Source organism: Streptomyces djakartensis, assembly GCF_014651075.1.
In the GTDB taxonomy this organism is placed as follows: Bacteria; Actinomycetota; Actinomycetes; order Streptomycetales; family Streptomycetaceae; genus Streptomyces; species Streptomyces djakartensis.
Genome location: NZ_BMWE01000011.1, coordinates 192,757 through 210,652, shown reverse-complemented (window position 1 = coordinate 210,652; position 17,896 = coordinate 192,757). Strand labels below are relative to the sequence as shown.

22 protein-coding genes and 1 tRNA gene are annotated in these 17,896 nt (G+C 71.1%); 17 read left to right on the top strand and 6 right to left on the bottom strand.

The window, feature by feature from the left end; all coding sequences use genetic code 11:
• Window positions 1–55 precede the first annotated feature (55 nt).
• From IE212_RS20685 to IE212_RS20670, 4 genes are all read left to right on the top strand, one after another.
• Complete coding sequence (locus tag IE212_RS20685; RefSeq protein ID WP_190199366.1) at window positions 56–778, top strand: siderophore-interacting protein; 723 nt, start codon at window positions 56–58, stop codon at window positions 776–778.
• A gap of 46 nt (window positions 779–824) precedes the next feature.
• Complete coding sequence (locus IE212_RS20680; RefSeq protein ID WP_190199365.1) at window positions 825–1,418, top strand: HhH-GPD-type base excision DNA repair protein; 594 nt, start codon at window positions 825–827, stop codon at window positions 1,416–1,418.
• A gap of 336 nt (window positions 1,419–1,754) precedes the next feature.
• Window positions 1,755–2,051 carry a type II toxin-antitoxin system VapB family antitoxin gene (locus tag IE212_RS20675; protein ID WP_003991361.1) on the top strand — a complete coding sequence of 99 codons (297 nt, stop codon included), beginning with the start codon at window positions 1,755–1,757 and terminating at the stop codon, window positions 2,049–2,051.
• Window positions 2,052–2,172: 121 nt separating this feature from the next.
• Window positions 2,173–2,790 carry a LytR C-terminal domain-containing protein gene (locus IE212_RS20670; protein WP_190199436.1) on the top strand — a complete coding sequence of 206 codons (618 nt, stop codon included), beginning with the start codon at window positions 2,173–2,175 and terminating at the stop codon, window positions 2,788–2,790.
• Between the two features lie 7 nt (window positions 2,791–2,797).
• Here the strand turns inward: IE212_RS20670 and upp are convergent, their stop codons facing one another.
• Window positions 2,798–3,433, bottom strand: coding sequence for a uracil phosphoribosyltransferase (gene upp, locus IE212_RS20665; protein ID WP_190199364.1), 636 nt, complete (start codon window positions 3,431–3,433; stop codon window positions 2,798–2,800).
• 131 nt (window positions 3,434–3,564) lie between these two features.
• On the opposite strand from upp, the gene IE212_RS20660 reads away from it, so the two are divergent.
• From IE212_RS20660 to IE212_RS20625, 8 genes are all read left to right on the top strand, one after another.
• Window positions 3,565–3,807 (top strand): hypothetical protein, encoded by a 243-nt coding sequence (locus IE212_RS20660; RefSeq protein WP_190199363.1) that lies wholly within the window; start codon window positions 3,565–3,567, stop codon window positions 3,805–3,807.
• Between the two features lie 277 nt (window positions 3,808–4,084).
• Window positions 4,085–4,624, top strand: a complete 540-nt coding sequence (locus tag IE212_RS20655) for a tRNA adenosine deaminase-associated protein (protein ID WP_190199435.1) — start codon at window positions 4,085–4,087, stop codon at window positions 4,622–4,624.
• A 56-nt stretch (window positions 4,625–4,680) separates the two neighbouring features.
• The gene (gene tadA / locus IE212_RS20650; protein ID WP_190199362.1) at window positions 4,681–5,112 is read left to right on the top strand and encodes a tRNA adenosine(34) deaminase TadA; all 432 of its coding nucleotides are present in this window, start codon (window positions 4,681–4,683) and stop codon (window positions 5,110–5,112) included.
• A gap of 45 nt (window positions 5,113–5,157) precedes the next feature.
• Window positions 5,158–5,242, top strand: a tRNA-Ser gene (locus tag IE212_RS20645).
• Between the two features lie 98 nt (window positions 5,243–5,340).
• Window positions 5,341–5,535, top strand: coding sequence for a hypothetical protein (locus IE212_RS20640; protein ID WP_190199445.1), 195 nt, complete (start codon window positions 5,341–5,343; stop codon window positions 5,533–5,535).
• Complete coding sequence (locus IE212_RS20635) at window positions 5,535–5,828, top strand: Dabb family protein (RefSeq protein ID WP_190199361.1); 294 nt, start codon at window positions 5,535–5,537, stop codon at window positions 5,826–5,828. The genes IE212_RS20640 and IE212_RS20635 overlap by 1 nt, the downstream gene beginning before the upstream one ends.
• Window positions 5,829–5,997: 169 nt before the next feature.
• Entirely contained in the window at window positions 5,998–6,846 is an 849-nt protein-coding gene (locus IE212_RS20630) for an RNA polymerase sigma factor SigF (RefSeq protein WP_190199360.1), read from the top strand.
• 269 nt (window positions 6,847–7,115) lie between these two features.
• Window positions 7,116–8,021, top strand: coding sequence for an RNA polymerase sigma factor SigF (locus IE212_RS20625; protein ID WP_190199359.1), 906 nt, complete (start codon window positions 7,116–7,118; stop codon window positions 8,019–8,021).
• 476 nt (window positions 8,022–8,497) lie between these two features.
• Here IE212_RS20625 and IE212_RS20620 read toward each other — a convergent pair whose 3' ends face one another.
• Entirely contained in the window at window positions 8,498–8,692 is a 195-nt protein-coding gene (locus tag IE212_RS20620) for a hypothetical protein (protein WP_190199358.1), read from the bottom strand.
• Between the two features lie 214 nt (window positions 8,693–8,906).
• Between IE212_RS20620 and IE212_RS20615 the strand changes: the two genes are divergently transcribed.
• The 3 genes from IE212_RS20615 to IE212_RS20605 all read left to right on the top strand — a co-directional run bounded on the left by IE212_RS20615 (window position 8,907) and on the right by IE212_RS20605 (window position 12,875).
• Entirely contained in the window at window positions 8,907–9,395 is a 489-nt protein-coding gene (locus IE212_RS20615) for a MarR family winged helix-turn-helix transcriptional regulator (RefSeq protein WP_190199357.1), read from the top strand.
• A gap of 97 nt (window positions 9,396–9,492) precedes the next feature.
• Window positions 9,493–11,928: an MFS transporter gene (locus IE212_RS20610; RefSeq protein WP_506005132.1), complete on the top strand. Its 2,436-nt coding sequence runs from the start codon at window positions 9,493–9,495 to the stop codon at window positions 11,926–11,928.
• 89 nt (window positions 11,929–12,017) lie between these two features.
• A complete protein-coding gene (locus tag IE212_RS20605) occupies window positions 12,018–12,875 on the top strand; it encodes a YceI family protein (protein ID WP_190199355.1) in 858 nt (285 codons plus the stop codon).
• Here IE212_RS20605 and IE212_RS20600 read toward each other — a convergent pair.
• Window positions 12,858–13,559, bottom strand: coding sequence for a GAF and ANTAR domain-containing protein (locus IE212_RS20600; protein ID WP_190199354.1), 702 nt, complete (start codon window positions 13,557–13,559; stop codon window positions 12,858–12,860). The two genes, IE212_RS20605 and IE212_RS20600, sit on opposite strands and share 18 nt — an antisense overlap.
• 58 nt (window positions 13,560–13,617) lie before the next feature.
• Window positions 13,618–14,340 (bottom strand): ANTAR domain-containing protein, encoded by a 723-nt coding sequence (locus IE212_RS20595; RefSeq protein ID WP_190199353.1) that lies wholly within the window; start codon window positions 14,338–14,340, stop codon window positions 13,618–13,620.
• Window positions 14,341–14,616: 276 nt separating this feature from the next.
• Between IE212_RS20595 and IE212_RS20590 the strand changes: the two genes are divergently transcribed.
• Both IE212_RS20590 and IE212_RS20585 read left to right on the top strand, forming a co-directional pair.
• Window positions 14,617–14,910 carry an STAS domain-containing protein gene (locus IE212_RS20590; RefSeq protein WP_229864482.1) on the top strand — a complete coding sequence of 98 codons (294 nt, stop codon included), beginning with the start codon at window positions 14,617–14,619 and terminating at the stop codon, window positions 14,908–14,910.
• Between the two features lie 20 nt (window positions 14,911–14,930).
• Window positions 14,931–15,401, top strand: coding sequence for a PPOX class F420-dependent oxidoreductase (locus tag IE212_RS20585; protein ID WP_190199351.1), 471 nt, complete (start codon window positions 14,931–14,933; stop codon window positions 15,399–15,401).
• A gap of 36 nt (window positions 15,402–15,437) precedes the next feature.
• On the opposite strand, the gene IE212_RS20580 is transcribed toward IE212_RS20585, so the two are convergent.
• A complete protein-coding gene (locus tag IE212_RS20580; RefSeq protein WP_190199350.1) occupies window positions 15,438–16,199 on the bottom strand; it encodes a TetR/AcrR family transcriptional regulator in 762 nt (253 codons plus the stop codon).
• A 121-nt stretch (window positions 16,200–16,320) separates the two neighbouring features.
• Complete coding sequence (locus tag IE212_RS20575) at window positions 16,321–17,814, bottom strand: MFS transporter (RefSeq protein WP_190199349.1); 1,494 nt, start codon at window positions 17,812–17,814, stop codon at window positions 16,321–16,323.
• Between the last annotated feature and the right edge of the window lie 82 nt (window positions 17,815–17,896).

Below are 17,896 nucleotides of genomic sequence, written 5' to 3'. Positions count from 1 at the left end.
AGCCTTGCCTAAGTCAAGGCTGTGGCCGGAATCGTACGCGAAGGGCGGACACGCCATGGGGCAGGGGCGGGGTTGGGAGGGCGCGGTCCTCAAGCTGCTGCGCGCGAAGGATTTCGAGCTCACCGTGACGGACGCAGAGGACGTCACCCCCGACTACCGTCGGCTGCGCTTCACCGACGGCGGCCTGCTCGCGGCGACCGACGTGCACCCCACCATGTGGGTCCGCCTCTGGTTCGACAACGCCGGCAAGCCCCACCAGCGGGCCTACACCCTCGTCGACCCGGATCCGGCGGCCGGGACCTTCGGCCTGGAGTTCGCCCTGCACGAGGGGTGCGCCAGCGACTGGGCCCGGGCGGCGAAGCCGGGCGACACCATCGAGGCCACCGTCCAGGGCACCGGCTTCGAGCACCCGAGCCCGGCGCCCTCACACGTCTTCGCCGTCGGCGACCCGGCCTCGCTGCCCGCCCTCAACTCCCTGCTGGACGCCCTGGGTCCCGCCCCGGCCACCGTCTGGTTCGAAGGCGGCGACGACGACCTGCCGCACCGCACGGACCCCGACCGGCACGAACTGCGGAGGGTGCCGCGCCGGGACTCCGGGGCCCATCTCGTCGACCGGGTGAAGAAGGACCTGCCCGGTCTGCTCCAGGGCACCTGCGACCCGTACGTCTGGATCGCCTGCGACACGGCGACGACCCGGAGCCTGGCGGCGTACGTGCGCAAGGAACTCGGCCTGCCCAAGCAGCGCCTGCACGCCCTGGGCTACTGGCGCGCCACCTGAGCGGGCTCCGGACGCGGCCGGGCCCGCCCCGGGGGATGATCGGGACATGGACGTCACTCTTCACCTCGCCCAGGACCCCGAAGCCGACGCGCTGCTCGGCCGCAGTCCGCTCGCCGCGCTGATCGGGATGCTGCTGGACCAGCAAGTCCCCATGGAGTGGGCGTTCAAGGGTCCGGCGACGATCGCCCAGCGGCTCGGCACGGACGACCTGGACGCGCACGAGATCGCCGCGCACGAGCCCGAGGCCTTCGCCGCGCTGCTCTCGCAGAAGCCGGCCGTGCACCGCTACCCGGGCTCCATGGCCAAGCGGATCCAGCAGCTGTGCCAGTACCTCGTCGAGCACTACGACGGTGACGCCGAGGCCGTCTGGAAGGACGTGGCCACCGGCAAGGAGCTGCTGAAGCGGCTGGCGGAACTGCCGGGCTTCGGCAAGCAGAAGGCCCAGATCTTCCTCGCCCTGCTCGGCAAGCAGCTCGGCGTGCGGCCCACGGGATGGCGGGAGGCCGCGGGTTCCTACGGCGAGCCGAAGTCCTTCCGCTCGGTCGCCGACATCACCGGCCCCGAGTCGCTGGCCAAGGTGCGGGCACACAAGCAGGAGATGAAGGCGGCGGCCAAGGCCGCGAAGGCCGCCGGCAGGTAGGCGTCAGCCGCGTGGCTCGCCCCGGGTGGCGGGCCCCTCCCGCCCCGGCCCGAGCGGGACACGCGCGATCCGCAGCAGTCCCCGAGGGAGCGGGTGCGCGGTTGACCGACCCGCGACGGCGGAGGGCGGCCGGCGACCGGACCAACGCCTCCGCCGCGCCGAACACGGGGCCGTCCCGGAGAGCGACCACCTCGGGAGCAGGGCCGACGGCGGGGTCTCACGGCCCGGCATGTTCAGGCCTCTGTTCCGGTTCATACCGCGTTGTGGGCTTTTTTTCAGCGTCGCACTCCGCCGCCACGGCTGCGCCCGGAAGGTCCCGCCCGGTAGGCTTTCCGTGTGATCTTCAAGCGCATCGGAAACGGCCGGCCGTACCCCGACCACGGCCGGGACAGCACCCGGCAGTGGGCGGACGTCGCGCCGCGCCCGGTCCGCCTCGATCAGCTCGTGACGACGAAGCAGCAGCTCGACCTCGAGACCCTGCTCGCCGAGGACTCGACGTTCTACGGCGACCTCTTCGCGCACGTCGTGAAGTGGCAGGGCGACCTGTACCTGGAGGACGGGCTGCACCGCGCGGTGCGTGCCGCGCTCCAGCAGCGCCAGGTGCTGCACGCACGCGTGCTCGAGCTCGACTGACCCCCGGGGGTCACGGGTTGGCCCTTTCGGGTTCCGCTGGGCGATGTCGAATGATCATCTAGTAGGCATCGTCGCCCGGGAGCACTACGCTGCGCTCATGAGCATGCTGACTCCCCCCGGCATGGGCGGCAAGTACCGCATCACGGGAAACAAGCACCCCCGGATGCGCCGGGCCCGGAGGCGCGGCAGGCTCGTCGTCCTGGCCGTCGCCTCCGTCGCCGTGCTCGGCGTGGGCGGCTGGGGCACCCTGCAGCTCATCGACGTCTTCACCGGGGGCGGTGGCAAGGCCTCGGCGGCGGGCACCGGGAAGGACTGCGCCCCCAGGACCAAGGCGAGCCCCTCGCCCACCCCGAAGGCGCTGCCCGAGCCGCGCGCCATCACGGTCAACGTCCTCAACGCCACCACCCGCAGCGGCCTGGCGAAGAAGACCGCCGACGAGCTGAAGAAGCGCGGCTTCAAGATCGGCGACGTGGGCAACGCGCCCAAGAAGTACGACAAGAAGGTCAAGGGCACCGGGTTCCTGCTCGGCCCCGACTCCGCCCTCGACACGGCACTGCCCGTCCTCGGCACCCAGCTCCCGGGCGCCGAGCGGCGCACCGAGGCGGCCCGCGAGGGCGCCGCCGTGGACCTCGTCATCGGCGACGCCTTCAAGGGGCTGGCGAAGCGGGCGGACGCCGACCGGGCCCTGACCAGGATGGCCGAGCCCGAACCGGCGCCGTCGCCGAAGAAGGGCTGCTGAGAGGGGCCTACTCGGCCGACCCGTACATCCGGTCCCCGGCGTCGCCGAGGCCCGGGACGATGTAGCCGTGCTCGTTCAGGCGCTCGTCGACCGACGCCGTCACGACCGTCACCGGCGTGCCCGCCAGCTCGCGCTCCATGATCTCGACGCCCTCCGGCGCGGCCAGCAGCACCACGGCGGTCACGTCGTCGGCGCCGCGCCGGATCAGCTCCCGGATCGCCGCGACCAGCGTGCCGCCGGTGGCGAGCATCGGGTCCAGCACATACACCTGACGGCCCGACAGGTCCTCCGGCATACGCGTGGCGTACGTGGAGGCCTCCAGCGTCTCCTCGTTGCGGATCATGCCGAGGAAGCCCACCTCGGCGGTCGGCAGCAGCCGGACCATGCCGTCCAGCATGCCGAGTCCGGCCCGCAGGATCGGCACCACCAGTGGACGCGGGTGGGACAGCTTCACGCCCGTGGTCGCGGCCACCGGCGTCTGGATGTCGACCTGTTCGGTGCGCACGTCGCGGGTGGCCTCGTAGGCGAGCAGGGTGACCAGCTCGTCGGCCAGACGGCGGAAGGTCGCGGAGTCGGTACGCCGGTCGCGCAGCGTGGTGAGCTTGTGGGCGACCAGGGGGTGGTCGACGACATGGAGACGCATGTCCACAACAGTAACCGGGCCGGATGACGCCGGCGGCACGGCGAGCCCCCCGTCCGGCCGCCGCACGTTCGCAGGCGTCAAACCGCCTGTCCGGGGAAAACGGACTGGACGCACTGGGGGTGATGAACCTGATGCCCGAACGGAATACCCGACACGCCCCGTCGCCGCGCGTACAGCCCGGGACGGAATCGACGACCGGCCGGACGGACGGGCCGGAGGGGACGGACCTGTCCGACGCCGAGCGCCGTCGGCGCCGGGCCCGGTTCCTGCGCGACCTCGCGGAGGCCCGGGAACTGCGCGACCGCGTCCAGCCGCGCCGCGCCAAGACGGCCCGGTTGCGACGCGCCATGCGGATGCGCACGTTCCGCTGGTAGGAGACGAGTGCGGAAACCGCCGGAGAAGATCGCGAACCGCGGGGCGTTTCTTCGCGGGTGACCGTACGTGGAGCAGGGGAAAGCCGCGTACGATCCGCAGGTGGCCGCAACAAGCGTGCGAGCGGAACCGCTGGACACAGGGAGTCGAAGACATCCCCTGAACGCCTTGTTTCTGCCACGATTCCGAGTGGGTGGGGCTCGGAGGAGCACTCCCCGCCCGTAACCTCCGCCGGGGGGATCCCCAACCGGCACGCCTATGACCAGTGGGAGAGTCACGGTGTACTTCGCCGCACTGCTCGCGCGCACCGAAGACGGGTGGGAAGCGAGCGACACGGAGCTCGACGATGTGGAAACCCTGGCGGATCTGGCCGACCTGGCCCGTGAAGCCTCCCCCGACGACGACACGGTGCTCGTGCTGATCGAGCAGGAGGACGCCTGGTTCGGCGTCGTCCGCGTGGACGGCGAGGAGGACCCTCGCATCTACGTCTCGGACGCCGCCGCCGCTGCCCGCAGCAGCTACGGCGAGATCCTGCTCACCGACGAGCTGCTCGGCCGGGACCCGGCCGACGGCGACGACCTGGACGCCCTCGATCTCGACGGCACCGAGGACGGGGAGTCCGGCGAGGACGACGAGTCCGACGGCGGTGCCGGGGCCGCCGGTGCCGCCGAGGCCGTACCGCACGGCCCGGTCGGCGACGCCCAGATCCTCGACGACCTCGGCGTGAGCGAGAAGGAGCTGCGCTCGATGGTGACCGACGCCGTCACCGAGATCGCCGAGTCGCTCGGCGCCTCGGAGACCCTGGAGGCCGTCCGCTGACCGATCGCGTCACCCCGGGGCCGCCGGACCCGGTACGCGACCCCTGGCGGCCCGCGATGCGGCTCGCCCTGGACGAGGCCGCCGAGGCCGTCCGGGGCGGGGACGTCCCGGTCGGCGCCGTCGTGCTGGCGCCGGACGGCACGACCGTGCTCGCGGCCGGGCACAACGAACGGGAGGCCGGCGGCGACCCGACGGCCCACGCGGAGGTGCTCGCCCTCAGGCGGGCCGCCGCCGCACTCGGCGCGTGGCGGCTCGCCGGCTGCACCCTCGTGGTGACGCTGGAGCCCTGCACGATGTGCGCGGGCGCGATCCAGCAGTCCCGTGTCGACCGGCTCGTCTACGGCGCCCGTGACGAGAAGGCCGGCGCGGCCGGCTCCCTCTGGGACCTCCTCCGTGACCGGCGGCTCAACCACCGGCCCGAGGTGATCGGGGGCGTGCTCGCCGAGGAGGGCGCCCGGCTGCTCACCGAGTTCTTCCGCAGCCGCTGAATACCGATTTCTGAGCAGGCCGCACCTTGCTGTAATGTCTCCCTCGGTAGCGTGTCCGAGCGGCCGAAGGAGCTCGCCTCGAAAGCGAGTGTGGCGCAAGTCACCGAGGGTTCAAATCCCTCCGCTACCGCTCGAGAAGGGCCCCGTCGTCAGACGGGGCCCTTCGTGCGATCCACCCCTTCGGGTCCTCTGACCTTCGTGCGATCATGTGCGCTGCATGAGGCATCAGTGACATGGGAGGCCGCGATGGCGGTGAACGCGAAGAAGGTCGCCGTCTACTTGCTCGTGGTCTTCGCCCTGTACGTGATCATCACGGACCCGGACAAGGCCACCGGCTACGTCGGAGTAGGGTTCCAGGGCATATCGGACGCCGTCCAGGCCCTCGGCGACTTCGCCACATGGGTCGCCAACGGAGGAAAGTGATGATCCGCCACCTGGTCCTCTTCAAGCTCAACGAGGGCGTCGAGCGCGGCGATCCCCGGGTCGCGAAGGGCGTCGAGGCGTTCCGCTCCCTCGACGGCAAGATCCCCGAGCTCCGCTTCTGGGAGCTCGGCTGGAACGTGAGCGACCGTCCGATCGCCTACGACTTCGCCATCAACTCGGCCTTCGACGACGCGGAGGCGCTGCGCCGGTACGTGGAGCACCCCGACCACCAGGCGGGGGTCGCACTGTGGCGGGAGTTCGCCACATGGGTGATCGCCGACTACGAGTTCTGAGTTCCCTCACGCTCCGTCGGGCGAAGTCCTGAAGCGCGGTCTCGAGCCCCCGTCGTGTCGGCGGGGGCTGTTCTTTTGCCCCTCAACACGTAGTTATGGGGTGCTTGCACAGAGTCCGCATCTCTTGTGATGCTATGACCGCTTTCAGGGGAAGTGTGGACGGGATGCGTTGACGGATGACGAGGTGGAGTTGACCGTGCTGGCCAGTACCGCACCTCAGGCACCGTCATCGGAAACGGCTCCCCGGCGCAGCAGCCGTGGCGCCGACACCCGCGCCCTCACACAGGTCCTCTTCGCGCAGCTCAAGGAGCTCCAGCCGGGCACGCCGGAGCACGACCGGGTGCGCGGGGCGCTCATCGAGGCCAATCTGCCGCTCGTGCGCTACGCGGCCGCCCGTTTCCGCTCCCGCAACGAGCCGATGGAGGACGTCGTCCAGGTCGGCACCATCGGGCTCATCAACGCCATCGACCGCTTCGACCCCGACCGGGGGGTGCAGTTCCCGACGTTCGCGATGCCGACGGTCGTCGGTGAGATCAAGCGGTACTTCCGCGACAACGTCCGCACGGTCCACGTGCCCCGCCGGCTGCACGAGCTGTGGGTGCAGGTGAACAGCGCGACCGAGGACCTGACGACCGCGTTCGGGCGGACCCCGACGACCGCGGAGATCGCCGAACGGCTGCGCATCACCGAGGACGAGGTGCTGTCCTGCATCGAGGCCGGACGGTCGTACCACGCGACCTCGCTGGAGGCCGCGCAGGAGGGTGACGGGCTGCCGGGGCTGCTGGACCGGCTCGGTTACGAGGATCCCGCGCTGGACGGGGTGGAGCACCGGGATCTCGTCCGGCATCTGCTCGTCCAGCTTCCGGAGAGGGAGCAGCGGATCCTGCTGCTGCGGTACTACAGCAATCTCACGCAGTCCCAGATCAGCGCGGAACTCGGTGTGTCGCAGATGCATGTCTCGCGGCTACTCGCGCGTAGCTTCCAGCGATTGCGGTCCGCGAACCGGATCGACGCGTAACCGGATACCTGATCGAGAGGTAACCGGGGGGAGGGAATCGCTGGTCAGGGCGGTTACCGACAGTTCGGTGCCGACGGGGCGTCAGACCCCTTGTTTGCAGGGCGGATTCACGTCTCAGATGTCGACATGTCACTACAGCGTGTTGCCGACATGTGACATTCTGCGGGAAGCGCGTTTGCCGGGGCTTCGGCTCCGGTATTCAGGTGAAGGCTGCGTTCCTCAGACGGGGGGCGTCCGCCGCGACCGTCCCGCGACCCAAAGGGGGTGGCATGTCCGCAGAACAGGGCAGCTCGAAGGTGCTCACGCTCGCGGAGAGCGAGTCAGCTCCCCATGCTCTCGACACACTCGGCCCCATCGACGACGTTCCGGCCGAGCTCGCGACCGAGCCCGCCCCGGCCCTCACGGCCGCGGGGGCCATCGACACCCGCACCCTCTCCCGCTCCCTGTTCCTGCGGCTCGCCGCGCTCGACGAGGACAGCCCCGAGCGTGGGTACGTCCGTGACACGCTGATCGAGCTGAATCTGCCGCTGGTGCGGTACGCGGCGGCTCGGTTCCGGTCCCGGAACGAGCCGATGGAGGACATCGTCCAGGTCGGCACGATCGGGCTGATCAAGGCGATCGACCGGTTCGACTGCGAACGGGGCGTGGAGTTCCCGACGTTCGCGATGCCGACGGTCGTGGGCGAGATCAAGCGGTTCTTCCGCGACACGTCGTGGTCGGTGCGGGTGCCGCGCCGGCTTCAGGAGCTGCGGCTCGCGCTGACCAAGGCCAGTGACGAGCTGTCGCAGAAGCTGGACCGCTCTCCGACGGTCACCGAACTCGCGACGGTGCTCGGGGTGTCCGAGGAGGACGTGGTCGACGGGCTGGCCGTGGGGAACGCGTACACGGCGTCCTCGCTGGACTCCCCGGCGCCGGAGGACGACGGCGGCGAGGGGTCGCTGGCGGACCGGCTGGGGTACGAGGACACCGCGCTGGAGGGCGTGGAGTACCGGGAGTCCCTGAAGCCGCTGCTGGCGAAGCTGCCGCCCCGTGAGCGGCGGATCATCATGTTGCGGTTCTTCGCGAACATGACGCAGTCGCAGATCGGTGAGGAGGTCGGCATCTCGCAGATGCACGTGTCGCGGCTGCTGACGAGGACGCTGGCGCAGCTGCGGGACGGCCTCATCTCCGACTGAGCGCGCCGCGCGTGCCTCGTGGGTGGGTCGGGGACGTGTCGGGGGGTGTCCGTCCGCGGAACGGCGCGATGGAGTCGGATACCGACTGACTCCCCGTTGACGCGCCAACCGCTGCGGGCGGACACCCCCCGACACGTCCCCTTCTCGCCATACGCGGCTGCACGCCGTCTTAGCTGCGGGCAGTCGCCCCGCCGCCGCGGGCAGTCGTGGCGCCCTAGCTGCGGGCAGTCGTGCCGCTGGGGGCGGCACGGGTGGGCGCAGCGGCACCCCGCGACGCCGGGCTGCGCAACGCTCCCGCCCCAGCACCCACGCCGAGTGCCTGGAGCGCAGGCCGCCGCTGCGGGCAGTCGTGGCCGCCCTAGCTGCGGGCAGTCGTGCCGCTTGGGCGGCACGGGTGGGCGCAGCGGCACCCCGCAACGCCGGGCCGCGCAACGCCCCGCCCCCAGCGACAACCCCGGGTTAGCAGGAAACTCGGGTTACGCCAGCGCCAGCCAGGCAACCGCCGCGACGACCGCGACGGCGACGACTACGCCGAGGATGAGACCGACACGCGGACCGCTGCTGCCGGTCGCCGCGGCCCGCCGCCCCTGCGGCTCGTCGACGAACGCACGGAACATCTGGGTGCTGCCGGCGGGGTCGTGATTGCCCTGCGGGGCCTGGTTGTTAGCCATGGCCCGAGACCCTAGCGAAAACGCCTGAGCTCCCCAAGTGGGGGTTGGCATTCCGTTCAGCGTCGGCCGAGCCGTACACCCGAGCTCACGACCTGCACATTTACTGTCGCAATACTTGCCTTTGCCAACTTTTTCTACCGCACCCCGCTCTTTTATTTGCCTGCAGCAACCAACCTACCTATGGTTGCCCTAAGCAACGAAAGCGGGAGGTGTCATGGCCGAGAAGGCGCAGTACGAGGAGCTGGTCCGCCAGCTCAGTGCCTTCGGCGCCGTGAAGCGGGAGCTCGGCCGGGTCATGCCCGCCGAGTGCCCCGGCGGGTCGGCGGCCGTTCTGACTCTGCTGGGCCGCCACGGCGACATGCGCATGAGCAAGCTCGCCGAGCTGCTGGCCGTGGACATGTCGGTCACCAGCCGCCATGTCGCGCACGTCGTGGACCGCGGCTGGATCGAACGCTCCCCCGACCCCGCGGACAAACGCTCACGCATCCTGCGCCTCACGCCCGCCGGCCACGCACAGCTCGACGAGCTGTCCCGCCGGACCACCGAGGTCCTCGCCCAGCGCCTGAGCGACTGGACCGACGAGGACGTCGGCCGGCTCACGCACCTGATGGCGCGGCTGCGGGAGAGCTTCGACTGCCGGCCCGGGACCCGGGCCGCGCCGGCCGCTTTCGACCAGACCACCCGTACACCCGCAAGCACGTAAGAAAAGGAAGCCCATGGCAACGACCACACCAGCCGGTGTGCGGGCTCATGCCAAGCATGGAGGGGGCTCCCACGGCTCCTCCGGCGGCGGCGCTCCGATGACGCACCGGCAGATCATGGAGGCCCTCACCGGCCTTCTGCTCGGCATGTTCGTCGCGATCCTGTCCTCCACGATCGTCTCCAACGCCCTGCCCCGGATCATCGGCGACCTCGGCGGCGGCCAGAGCGCCTACACCTGGGTCGTCACCGCGTCCCTGCTGACGATGACCGCGTCCACGCCGCTGTGGGGCAAGCTCGCCGACCTGTTCTCCAAGAAGCTGCTGATCCAGCTCGCCCTGATCGTCTTCGTGCTGGGGTCGGCGGCGGCCGGCATGTCCCAGAACCCGGGCATGCTCATCGCCTTCCGCGCGGTCCAGGGCATCGGCATGGGCGGTCTGTCCGCGCTGGCCCAGATCATCATGGCGGCGATGATCTCGCCGCGTGAGCGCGGCCGTTACAACGGCTACCTCGGTGCCGTCTTCGCCACCGCCATGGTCGGTGGCCCGCTGGTCGGCGGTGTCATCACGGACACCGACTGGCTCGGCTGGCGCTGGTGCTTCTACGTCGGCGTGCCCTTCGCCGTGATCGCCCTGATCGTGCTGCAGAAGACCCTGCACCTGCCCGTGGTGAAGCGGAAGGTCAAGGTCGACTGGGCCGGTGCCTTCTTCATCACCGCGGCCGTCTGCCTGCTGCTGATCTGGGTCACCTTCGCCGGTGACAAGTACGACTGGGTGTCCTGGCAGACCTACGCGATGGTCGGCGGCTCGGTCGCGCTGCTGGCGCTGTTCGTCCTCGTCGAGGCGAAGGCCAGTGAGCCGATCATCCCGCTGCGGCTGTTCCGCAACCGCACCATCACGCTGGCCTCGCTGGCCTCGCTGTTCGTCGGTGTCGCGATGTTCGCGGGGACCGTCTTCTTCAGCCAGTACTTCCAGCTGGCCCGGGACAAGTCGCCGACGATGTCCGGCGTCATGACCATCCCGATGATCGCGGGCCTGTTCGTCTCCTCCACCGTCTCCGGCCAGGTCATCACACGGACCGGGCGCTGGAAGGGCTGGCTGCTCGGCGGCGGTGTGCTGGTGACGGCGGGGCTCGGACTGCTGGGCACGATCCGGTACGACACCGAGTACCGGCACATAGCGATCTTCATGGCGCTGATGGGTCTCGGCATCGGCATGATGATGCAGAACCTGGTGCTCTGCACGCAGAACCAGGTGGAGCCGGGCGACCTGGGTGCCGCCAGCTCCACGGTCACCTTCTTCCGGTCCCTCGGCGGTGCGGTGGGCGTCTCGGCGCTGGGCGCGGTCCTCGGCAACAAGATCACCGACTACGTCAAGGACGGCCTCGCGGACCTCGGCGCCAAGGGCGCGGCCCTCGGGCACGCCGGTACCGGCGGTGGCGGCATCCCCGACCTCGACGCCATGCCGGCGCCGATCCGCACGGTCGTCGAGAGCGCCTACGGCCACGGTGTCGCGGACGTGTTCCTCTACTCGGCTCCGCTGGCGCTGCTCGCCCTGCTGGTGTCGCTGTTCATCAAGGAGGTCCCGCTGAGGACGAAGGGGGGACTGGCGCAGGCGGCGGAGACCTCCGACGCTCCCGCGGAGGTTCCCGCAGCGGGGACGGCCGGGACTCCCGACGCGGAGAAGGCCGTGCCGAGCTGGGCCGTGGCCGAGACGGACAAGGCCGGTGAGGACGGTGCGACCGGGGCTCGTGACGAGGAGTCCGTGCCCGGTTCGGGCGGTGTGCCGGTGCGGGGCTTCGTGCGCGGCAACGAGTCCGCGCCCGTACCGCAGGCCGCCGTCACGCTGATCTCGCTGACCGGGCGCCAGCTGGGCCGGTCCGTGGCCCAGGCCGACGGGTCCTACGCGGTGGACGCCCCGGGCTCGGGGTCGTACGTCCTGATCGCCTCCGCCGACGGCTACCAGCCGCAGGCGTCCACGGTCGTGGTGAACGGCGAGCCGGTCGCCTACGACCTCCTGCTCAGCGGCACCAGTGGGCTGACCGGTCTGGTGCGGGCCTCCGGTAGCGGGGAGCCGGTGACGGGCGCGATGGTCATCGTGACGGACGTACGCGGGGACCTGCTGGCCAACGGGATCACCGGTGAGCAGGGTGAGTTCTCCTTCGCCGAGCTGGTGCCGGGGCCGGTGACCGTCGCGGTGAACGCCGCCGGGTACCGGCCGCGCGCCCTGCCCGTCGAGGTGGGCGGCACCGGGGTCACCCGGGTCGAGGTCGACCTGGAGGCGGGTGCCCGTGTCCAGGGTGTCGTCCGCGCTCCGCACGGCCCGCTGGCCGACGCGAGGGTGACACTGGTCGACCAGGCGGGCAACGTCGTCGGCTCGGCCACGACCGGGGCGGACGGGGCGTACGCCTTCACCGACCTGGACGGCGGCGAGTACACCGTCATCGCCACGGGCTACCCGCCGGTGGCCACCGCCCTGACGGTGACGGGCCCCGGCACCGACGCCCACGACATCGAACTCGCCCACCCCGGCGAGTAGTCCGGCCCCGGCCCGTGGCAGGCGGGCGCGCTCCGAGCGGAGGTGCGCCCCCTGTCGCGGGCCGGTTTCTTTCCGAGGAGTTGGGTGAGATGGGACTGACCGCGAAAATCCGCACCCGGGACGGTTGGGCCGTGTCGCACGCGGTCGTCACGGTGGTGGACATGACGGGCTCGCAGGTGCTGCGGGCCGAGGCCGACGCGGAGGGCGCCGTACGGGACGCGACGCCGCTGGAGCCGGGGACGTACACCGTCATCGTCACGGCGGTCGGATACGCGCCCGCGGCGTCGAGTGTGATCGTCACGGCCGGGGGCACCTCCCGCTCGAGCGAAGCCGGGAGTGGGGGAGGGCGGGCCGAGGTCGGCCAGGTGACGCTGGCGCGGCAGGGCGGCAGCGAACTGCCGCCGCCGGGCCCGTGGACCATCGACCCGGTGCACTCCAGCGTGGCCGCGGTGGCCCGGCACCTGGGCATCTCCAGCGTGCACGGCCGGTTCACGGAGTTCTCCGGCGCGATCGAGATCGCCCCGGACGACGTCACCGAGTCACGGGTCGAGGCGGTGATCCGGGCCGCGTCGATCGACACGGGCAACGGCGTGCGCGACGGGCATCTGAGGTCGCCGGACTTCTTGGACGTCGAGCGGTTCCCGGAGATCACCTACCGGTCCACGGGGCTGACGGCGAACGGGGCCGACCGGTGGACGGTGCACGGTGAGCTGGGCATGCGCGGGGTCGTACGGCCGGTCGATCTGGATCTGGCCTGTCTCGGTACGGGTCAGGACCCGTGGGGCGGCACCCGTGCGGCGTTCCGCGCCACGGCCGAACTGCGCCGCGAGGACTTCGCGATGAACTACAACCAGGTCCTCCAAGCGGGCATCGCCGCGGTCGGTACGACCCTCAAGGTGGAGCTGGACATCCAGGCCGTGCGGGGCGAGTCACTTCCGGCCGCCTGAGTCCTGCTCGGAGACTCTCGCCACCAACTGGCCGCACAGGTCGCGGAGCTTGACGTTCCTCTCCTGTGAGGCGCGGCGCAGCCGCCGCATCGCCGTGCGCGCGTCGATCCGGTCCCGGGCCATGAGGATGCCGACCGCCTGGTCGATGACGCTGCGGGAGAGCAGGGCCAGGCGCACGTCGGCCGCCGACTGGCGATGGCGCTCGACGCGCAGCGCCACGTCGATCGCGTCCCCCGCCCGGGCCGCGAAGGCGCGGGCCGGGTCCCGGCCCGCGTCCAGTGCGCCGGCCCGGTCGCCGTAGAAGTTGAGCGCCACGCCCGTCGCGCCCTCGACGGTGAGCGGCACCGCCAGAACGCATCGGACGCCCGTGGACATCGCGTACCGCGTGTACGCGGGCCAGCGGGACTCAGCCGCGAGGTCGGGGGTGTACTGCTCGTCGCCGGTCTCGGCGGCGTCCACGCAGGGACCCGAACCGTTCTCGTACTGCCGCTGGTCCAGGCCGCTGGGCAGACCGTCGCTGCCCGCCAGGGTGAGCAGCCGGCCGTCCCGGCGCACCGTGATGCTGCACGCGACGGCCCCGGGCACCTCCTGCACCGCGCGGTCGGTCAGGTCGCGCAGCAGGGTGTCGAGACCGCTGCTGCGCACCATCGCCTGGTCCAGCGTGTCGGACGTCTCGGAGCTCATGGCCGTACGTGTATCCCGTCGCCGCCCGAACACGCCCCCTCACTTCAAGGGGCCCGTCTCATGTGCTGTTGTGGATGCCGACGATCCGGCGGGCGATGTCGCGCAGTTTCACGTTCTCCCGCTGGGAGGCCCGCACCAGGCTCTCGAAGGCGGCGGCCGCGTCGATGCCCTGGCGCTCCATGAGGATGCCGGTGGCCTGGCCGATCAGGTCCCTGGTGTGCATGGCCTCGGTGAGCTGCTCCCGTACGGTCGCGGAGTCCAGCGCGATGCTGACGTGCGCGGTGAACAGCCGGCCGATGCGGGTCGCCTCCTCGTCGAAGACCCCCGGCTTGCGGGCGTAGGCCGTGAGCACGGTCAGCCGGCGGCGGTCGGCGCGCAGCCGCAGGGACAGCGCCGAGCGCAGCCCCAGGGCCGTCAGCACGTCCCAGCCGTCGTCGGCCTCGCTGTCCGTTATCCGCGCCACCGGGCTGTGCCACAACTGCTCCCAGCGCCCGTGCGGTTCGCGGCCGGTGTGCCGGGCCTCGGCGGAGCGCACCACCTCGTCGGTCCAGGCGAGCGTGCGGAGCTTCTTGCCGCGCTCGATCTCGGAGACACCCGCGTGCTCGGCACCGGGCATGATGTGCACGGCCAGCTTGGCGGCGGTACGCAGGGTGTTGTGGCGCGTGGATGCCTCGTGGAGCTGCTGAGACGCCACCGTCAGGGCTTCGGCCAGCTCCAAGCCGACCGGAAAACGGGGCAAATCAGGAAAGTCGGACGCAGCCACCACGAACCTCTTCGGCATGCACGGCACATGACCGTGCGCAGGAGAGCTCCGCAGCACATTCCCGACTGCGAGCACAGGACGGACAGCACTCTAACTGCTCGGTTGCCTCGAAGTGACGCCCGGCCGACGGGCGGCCCAGGCGCTTCCGCCTCGGCCCCTCGGCGTGATGGAATAGCCCGAGGGTCAGGAAGCGGCCTTACCGGAATCCGGACGAACGTCTGCCAGGTGAGCGCTGTGGCCTTCCTCCCGAATCCCACCCAACCGCGGGGCCTGCCCGGCCGCGTGCGTCTTCCCATGCCCGCGGAGATCGACTTCTGCAACGCGGCTGAGCTGCTGCCGCGGCTGCTGTCCGAGGTCCGCGCCCACGGTGACCGGCTGGAGGTCCTCGTCCTCGACCTCACCGCGACGTCCTTCATGGACTCCCAGGGCGTCCGCCTCATCAACGACATACGCCACCGGCTGCGCCCCGGGGCCCGGGTGCGTCTGGTGGCCCGGCCGGAGGGCGTCACGAGCCGCGTCCTGGAACTGACCGGGCTGCGCCGTGACGTACCCGTGTACGACGATCTCGCTGAGGCCATGGCGGCGTAGGGCGTCGTAGGCTGGCGCGCATGGCACCGAACATCGCGACGAACACCCGCGTCTCCCTGGACGAGTTGCTCGACTTCGTGCGCCCCCGGCACCACGCGATCCTGCTGACCCGACGCGCCGACGGCGGCCCCCAGGGCTCTCCGCTGACCTGCGGGGTCGACGACTCCGGCCGGATCGTGGTCTCCACCTACCCGGAGCGTGCCAAGACCCGCAACGCCAAGCGGGACCCGCGGGTGAGCCTGATCGTCCTCAGCGACGACTGGAACGGCCCGTGGGTCCAGATCGACGGCACGGCGGAGGTCGTGGACACGCCCGACTCCGTCGAACCGCTCGTGGAGTACTACCGGAACATCGCCGGAGAGCACCCCGACTGGGACGAGTACCGCTCGGCCATGCTCAAGCAGGGCAAGTCCATCATCCGGATCACGCCGGAGCGGTGGGGCCCGGTGGCGACGGGCGGGTTCCCGGCGCGGCTGGTCGAGGGGGAGTAGCCCACGGGAGCGGCCCGGGAGCGGCCCGGGAGCGGCTCACTGCCGGGCGACCATCGCCTCGATGCCGGCGATCAGCAGCTCCAGGGCGAAGTCGAAGTCCCGCTCCAGCATCTCCTCCACCGTCTCTCCGCCACGCGCCTCCATGATCTCGCGGGACTCGCGCATGACGTCGGCGGCCTGCGGGGCCTCGCCCACGGCCTGCAGGGCGTCCTGGAAGTACTCGTCCATGCTCCTGCCGGTGGCCGCGGCCCGGGTGGAGAGGTGGCCCTCGAGTGTGCCGTAGCCGTACACGAACTGGAAGACGGCCGAGATCGCGCTCGTCAGCCGCTTGGCGGGCAGCCCCGTCCTGCGCATGACGCGCTGCACGACCCGTGAGTAGGCCAGGTTGTTGGGGCCGATGTTGAGGAAGGTGCCGACCAGCGCGGACACCCAGGGGTGACGCACCAGCAGGGCCCGGAACTCCCCGGCGAGGGCCCGCACCTGGTCGCGCCAGTCCGCGTCGGGGGCGTCCGGATCGGGCAGGGCCATCTCGCCCATGACCGCGTCCAGCGCCAGTTCGAGCAGGTCGTCCTTGGTGTCGACGTACCAGTAGACGGACATCGCCGTCACGTTCAGCTCGGCGGCCAGCCGCCGCATCGAGAACTTCGCCAGCCCCTCGGCGTCCAGCAACCGGACCGTGGCCCCGGTGATCCGGTCCCGGTCCAGTCCCGACGGCTGCCCGCCACCTCGCCGCCGGTGCGCCTTGCCCTCCAGCCAGACACTGGTCCGCGGCGGACGCTCCCGGGCCGCTCTCGCCATGGCGCACCTTCCTCAATTTCCTGGTGGCGGTCATGCTAGACGCCCTTCTTGGGGGCGCGGGGAACTGCGCGACCAGCCAGAACGGCCCCGCGGCCGCCCGCCTACCCAGTCCCCCGAGCCCTTAGGCGCCCACTCGCTCCGCCCTCCGCAGGAGACCGGCCGCGACCAGCCCGCCGGCCAGTACGGCGACCGCCCCCACCAACTGACTGGTCTCCAACCCGGAGGCGAACGCGTCGGAGATCCGCGCCTTCTCCTCGGCCGAGCCCGCCGCCGCCAGCGCCGCCGGCAACGACGCCGCGGACACGGCGACCAGAGAGGCGAAACGGGAGTTCAGGACAGCACCCAGGACGGCGACGCCGAGCCCGTTGCCGAACTCCGCGAGCGTCCCGTTGATCCCCGCTCCCACCCCCGCCTTCTCCGGCGGGATCGCGCTCATGATCGCGTTGGCCATGGCCGGCATGGACAACGCCACGCCCGCGCCCATCACGACCAGCCCCAGCAGCGTCCCCCCGTACCCGTGCCCGCCGAGCAGCGCGATCGCCGCCAGCCCGGCGGACACCAGCGTCATACCGATCGCGATGGCCGCGGGAGTACCGGCCTTGAGGACCAGCTTCGCACCGATCCCGGTGAAGTTGAGGCCGACGACGGTCAGCGCCAGCGGCGCCGTCCGCAGCCCGGCGTCCAGCGGCTCGTAGCCGAGCACGAACTGCAGGTGCTGGGTGAGCAGGAACAGCGAACCCGTCATACCGAACGCCACGAGGATCGCGCCCGCGACCGCGCCCACGAACTTCTGGTTGCGGAAGAAGTGCATGTCGAGCATCGGGTGCTCGGTGCGCAGCTCCCACGTCACGAAGAGGCCGAGTACGGCCCCGCCGAAGAGGGCCGAGACCAGTACCCGCCCGGACGTCCAGCCGTGCTCGGGGCCGGTGATGATGGCGTACACCACGGCCGTCATTCCGATGGTCGACAGCACCGCGCCGACCAGGTCGGGCCGGTCACCGGCCCGGTGCTTCGACTCGGGCACCAGCGCGGCGACCGCGACCAGGCCGAGTGCGGCGACCGGGATGTTGATCAGGAAGATCGCGCCCCACCAGAAGTGGTCCAGCATCACACCGCCGATCAGCGGCCCGGCCGCGAAACCGAGCGAACTGACCGTCGACCACAGCGCGATGGCCTTCACCCGCTCCTGATCGTCGAAGATCTGTACGACGACGGCGAGGATCGTGGTCATCAGCAGCGCGCCGCCGACGCCCATGCCCGCACGGGCCGCGATCAGCTGTGCCGGGCTCTGGGAGAGCCCGGCCGCCAGCGAGCCCAGGCCGAAGATCGCCAGGCCCGACATCAGCAGCAGCTTGCGCCCGTAGCGGTCGGCGGCGTTGCCCGCCGTGAGCAGCAGGCCGGACTGCACCAGTGCGTAGGCGTTCATCATCCACTGGACGTCGGCGGTCGTCGCGTCCAGCTCACGGGTGAGCGAGGGGATCGCCACGTTCAGGATCGTGTTGTCCAGCAGCACGGTGAGCTGGGCGAGGCAGACGACACCGAGGATCAGCCAGCGTTGGGGGTGGCCGCCGTGCGCCGTCTGCGGCGGGGCCTCTTGCTGTGGGGACGTGGTCATGTTGTACACCGTAGAGCAGCTCTCATACGGTGTACAACGAATTGCGGGGACGGGCGGCGGTTTCCGGCCGCCGCCCCTCCCC

Coding starts and splice junctions, on each gene's coding strand:
- IE212_RS20600 (WP_190199354.1), bottom strand. CDS start 13,559: ATGAGCTCCGAGACGTCCGACACGCTGGACCAGGCGATGGTGCGCAGC.
- IE212_RS20590 (WP_229864482.1), top strand. CDS start 14,617: ATGCCCGCGGAGATCGACTTCTGCAACGCGGCTGAGCTGCTGCCGCGG.
- IE212_RS20580 (WP_190199350.1), bottom strand. CDS start 16,199: ATGGCGAGAGCGGCCCGGGAGCGTCCGCCGCGGACCAGTGTCTGGCTG.
- IE212_RS20605 (WP_190199355.1), top strand. CDS start 12,018: ATGGGACTGACCGCGAAAATCCGCACCCGGGACGGTTGGGCCGTGTCG.
- IE212_RS20625 (WP_190199359.1), top strand. CDS start 7,116: ATGTCCGCAGAACAGGGCAGCTCGAAGGTGCTCACGCTCGCGGAGAGC.
- IE212_RS20595 (WP_190199353.1), bottom strand. CDS start 14,340: ATGCCGAAGAGGTTCGTGGTGGCTGCGTCCGACTTTCCTGATTTGCCC.
- IE212_RS20615 (WP_190199357.1), top strand. CDS start 8,907: ATGGCCGAGAAGGCGCAGTACGAGGAGCTGGTCCGCCAGCTCAGTGCC.
- IE212_RS20680 (WP_190199365.1), top strand. CDS start 825: ATGGACGTCACTCTTCACCTCGCCCAGGACCCCGAAGCCGACGCGCTG.
- IE212_RS20635 (WP_190199361.1), top strand. CDS start 5,535: ATGATCCGCCACCTGGTCCTCTTCAAGCTCAACGAGGGCGTCGAGCGC.
- IE212_RS20610 (WP_506005132.1), top strand. CDS start 9,493: ATGACGCACCGGCAGATCATGGAGGCCCTCACCGGCCTTCTGCTCGGC.
- IE212_RS20620 (WP_190199358.1), bottom strand. CDS start 8,692: ATGGCTAACAACCAGGCCCCGCAGGGCAATCACGACCCCGCCGGCAGC.
- IE212_RS20575 (WP_190199349.1), bottom strand. CDS start 17,814: ATGACCACGTCCCCACAGCAAGAGGCCCCGCCGCAGACGGCGCACGGC.
- tadA (WP_190199362.1), top strand. CDS start 4,681: ATGCGGCTCGCCCTGGACGAGGCCGCCGAGGCCGTCCGGGGCGGGGAC.
- IE212_RS20585 (WP_190199351.1), top strand. CDS start 14,931: ATGGCACCGAACATCGCGACGAACACCCGCGTCTCCCTGGACGAGTTG.
- IE212_RS20670 (WP_190199436.1), top strand. CDS start 2,173: ATGGGCGGCAAGTACCGCATCACGGGAAACAAGCACCCCCGGATGCGC.
- IE212_RS20660 (WP_190199363.1), top strand. CDS start 3,565: ATGCCCGAACGGAATACCCGACACGCCCCGTCGCCGCGCGTACAGCCC.
- IE212_RS20685 (WP_190199366.1), top strand. CDS start 56: ATGGGGCAGGGGCGGGGTTGGGAGGGCGCGGTCCTCAAGCTGCTGCGC.
- upp (WP_190199364.1), bottom strand. CDS start 3,433: ATGCGTCTCCATGTCGTCGACCACCCCCTGGTCGCCCACAAGCTCACC.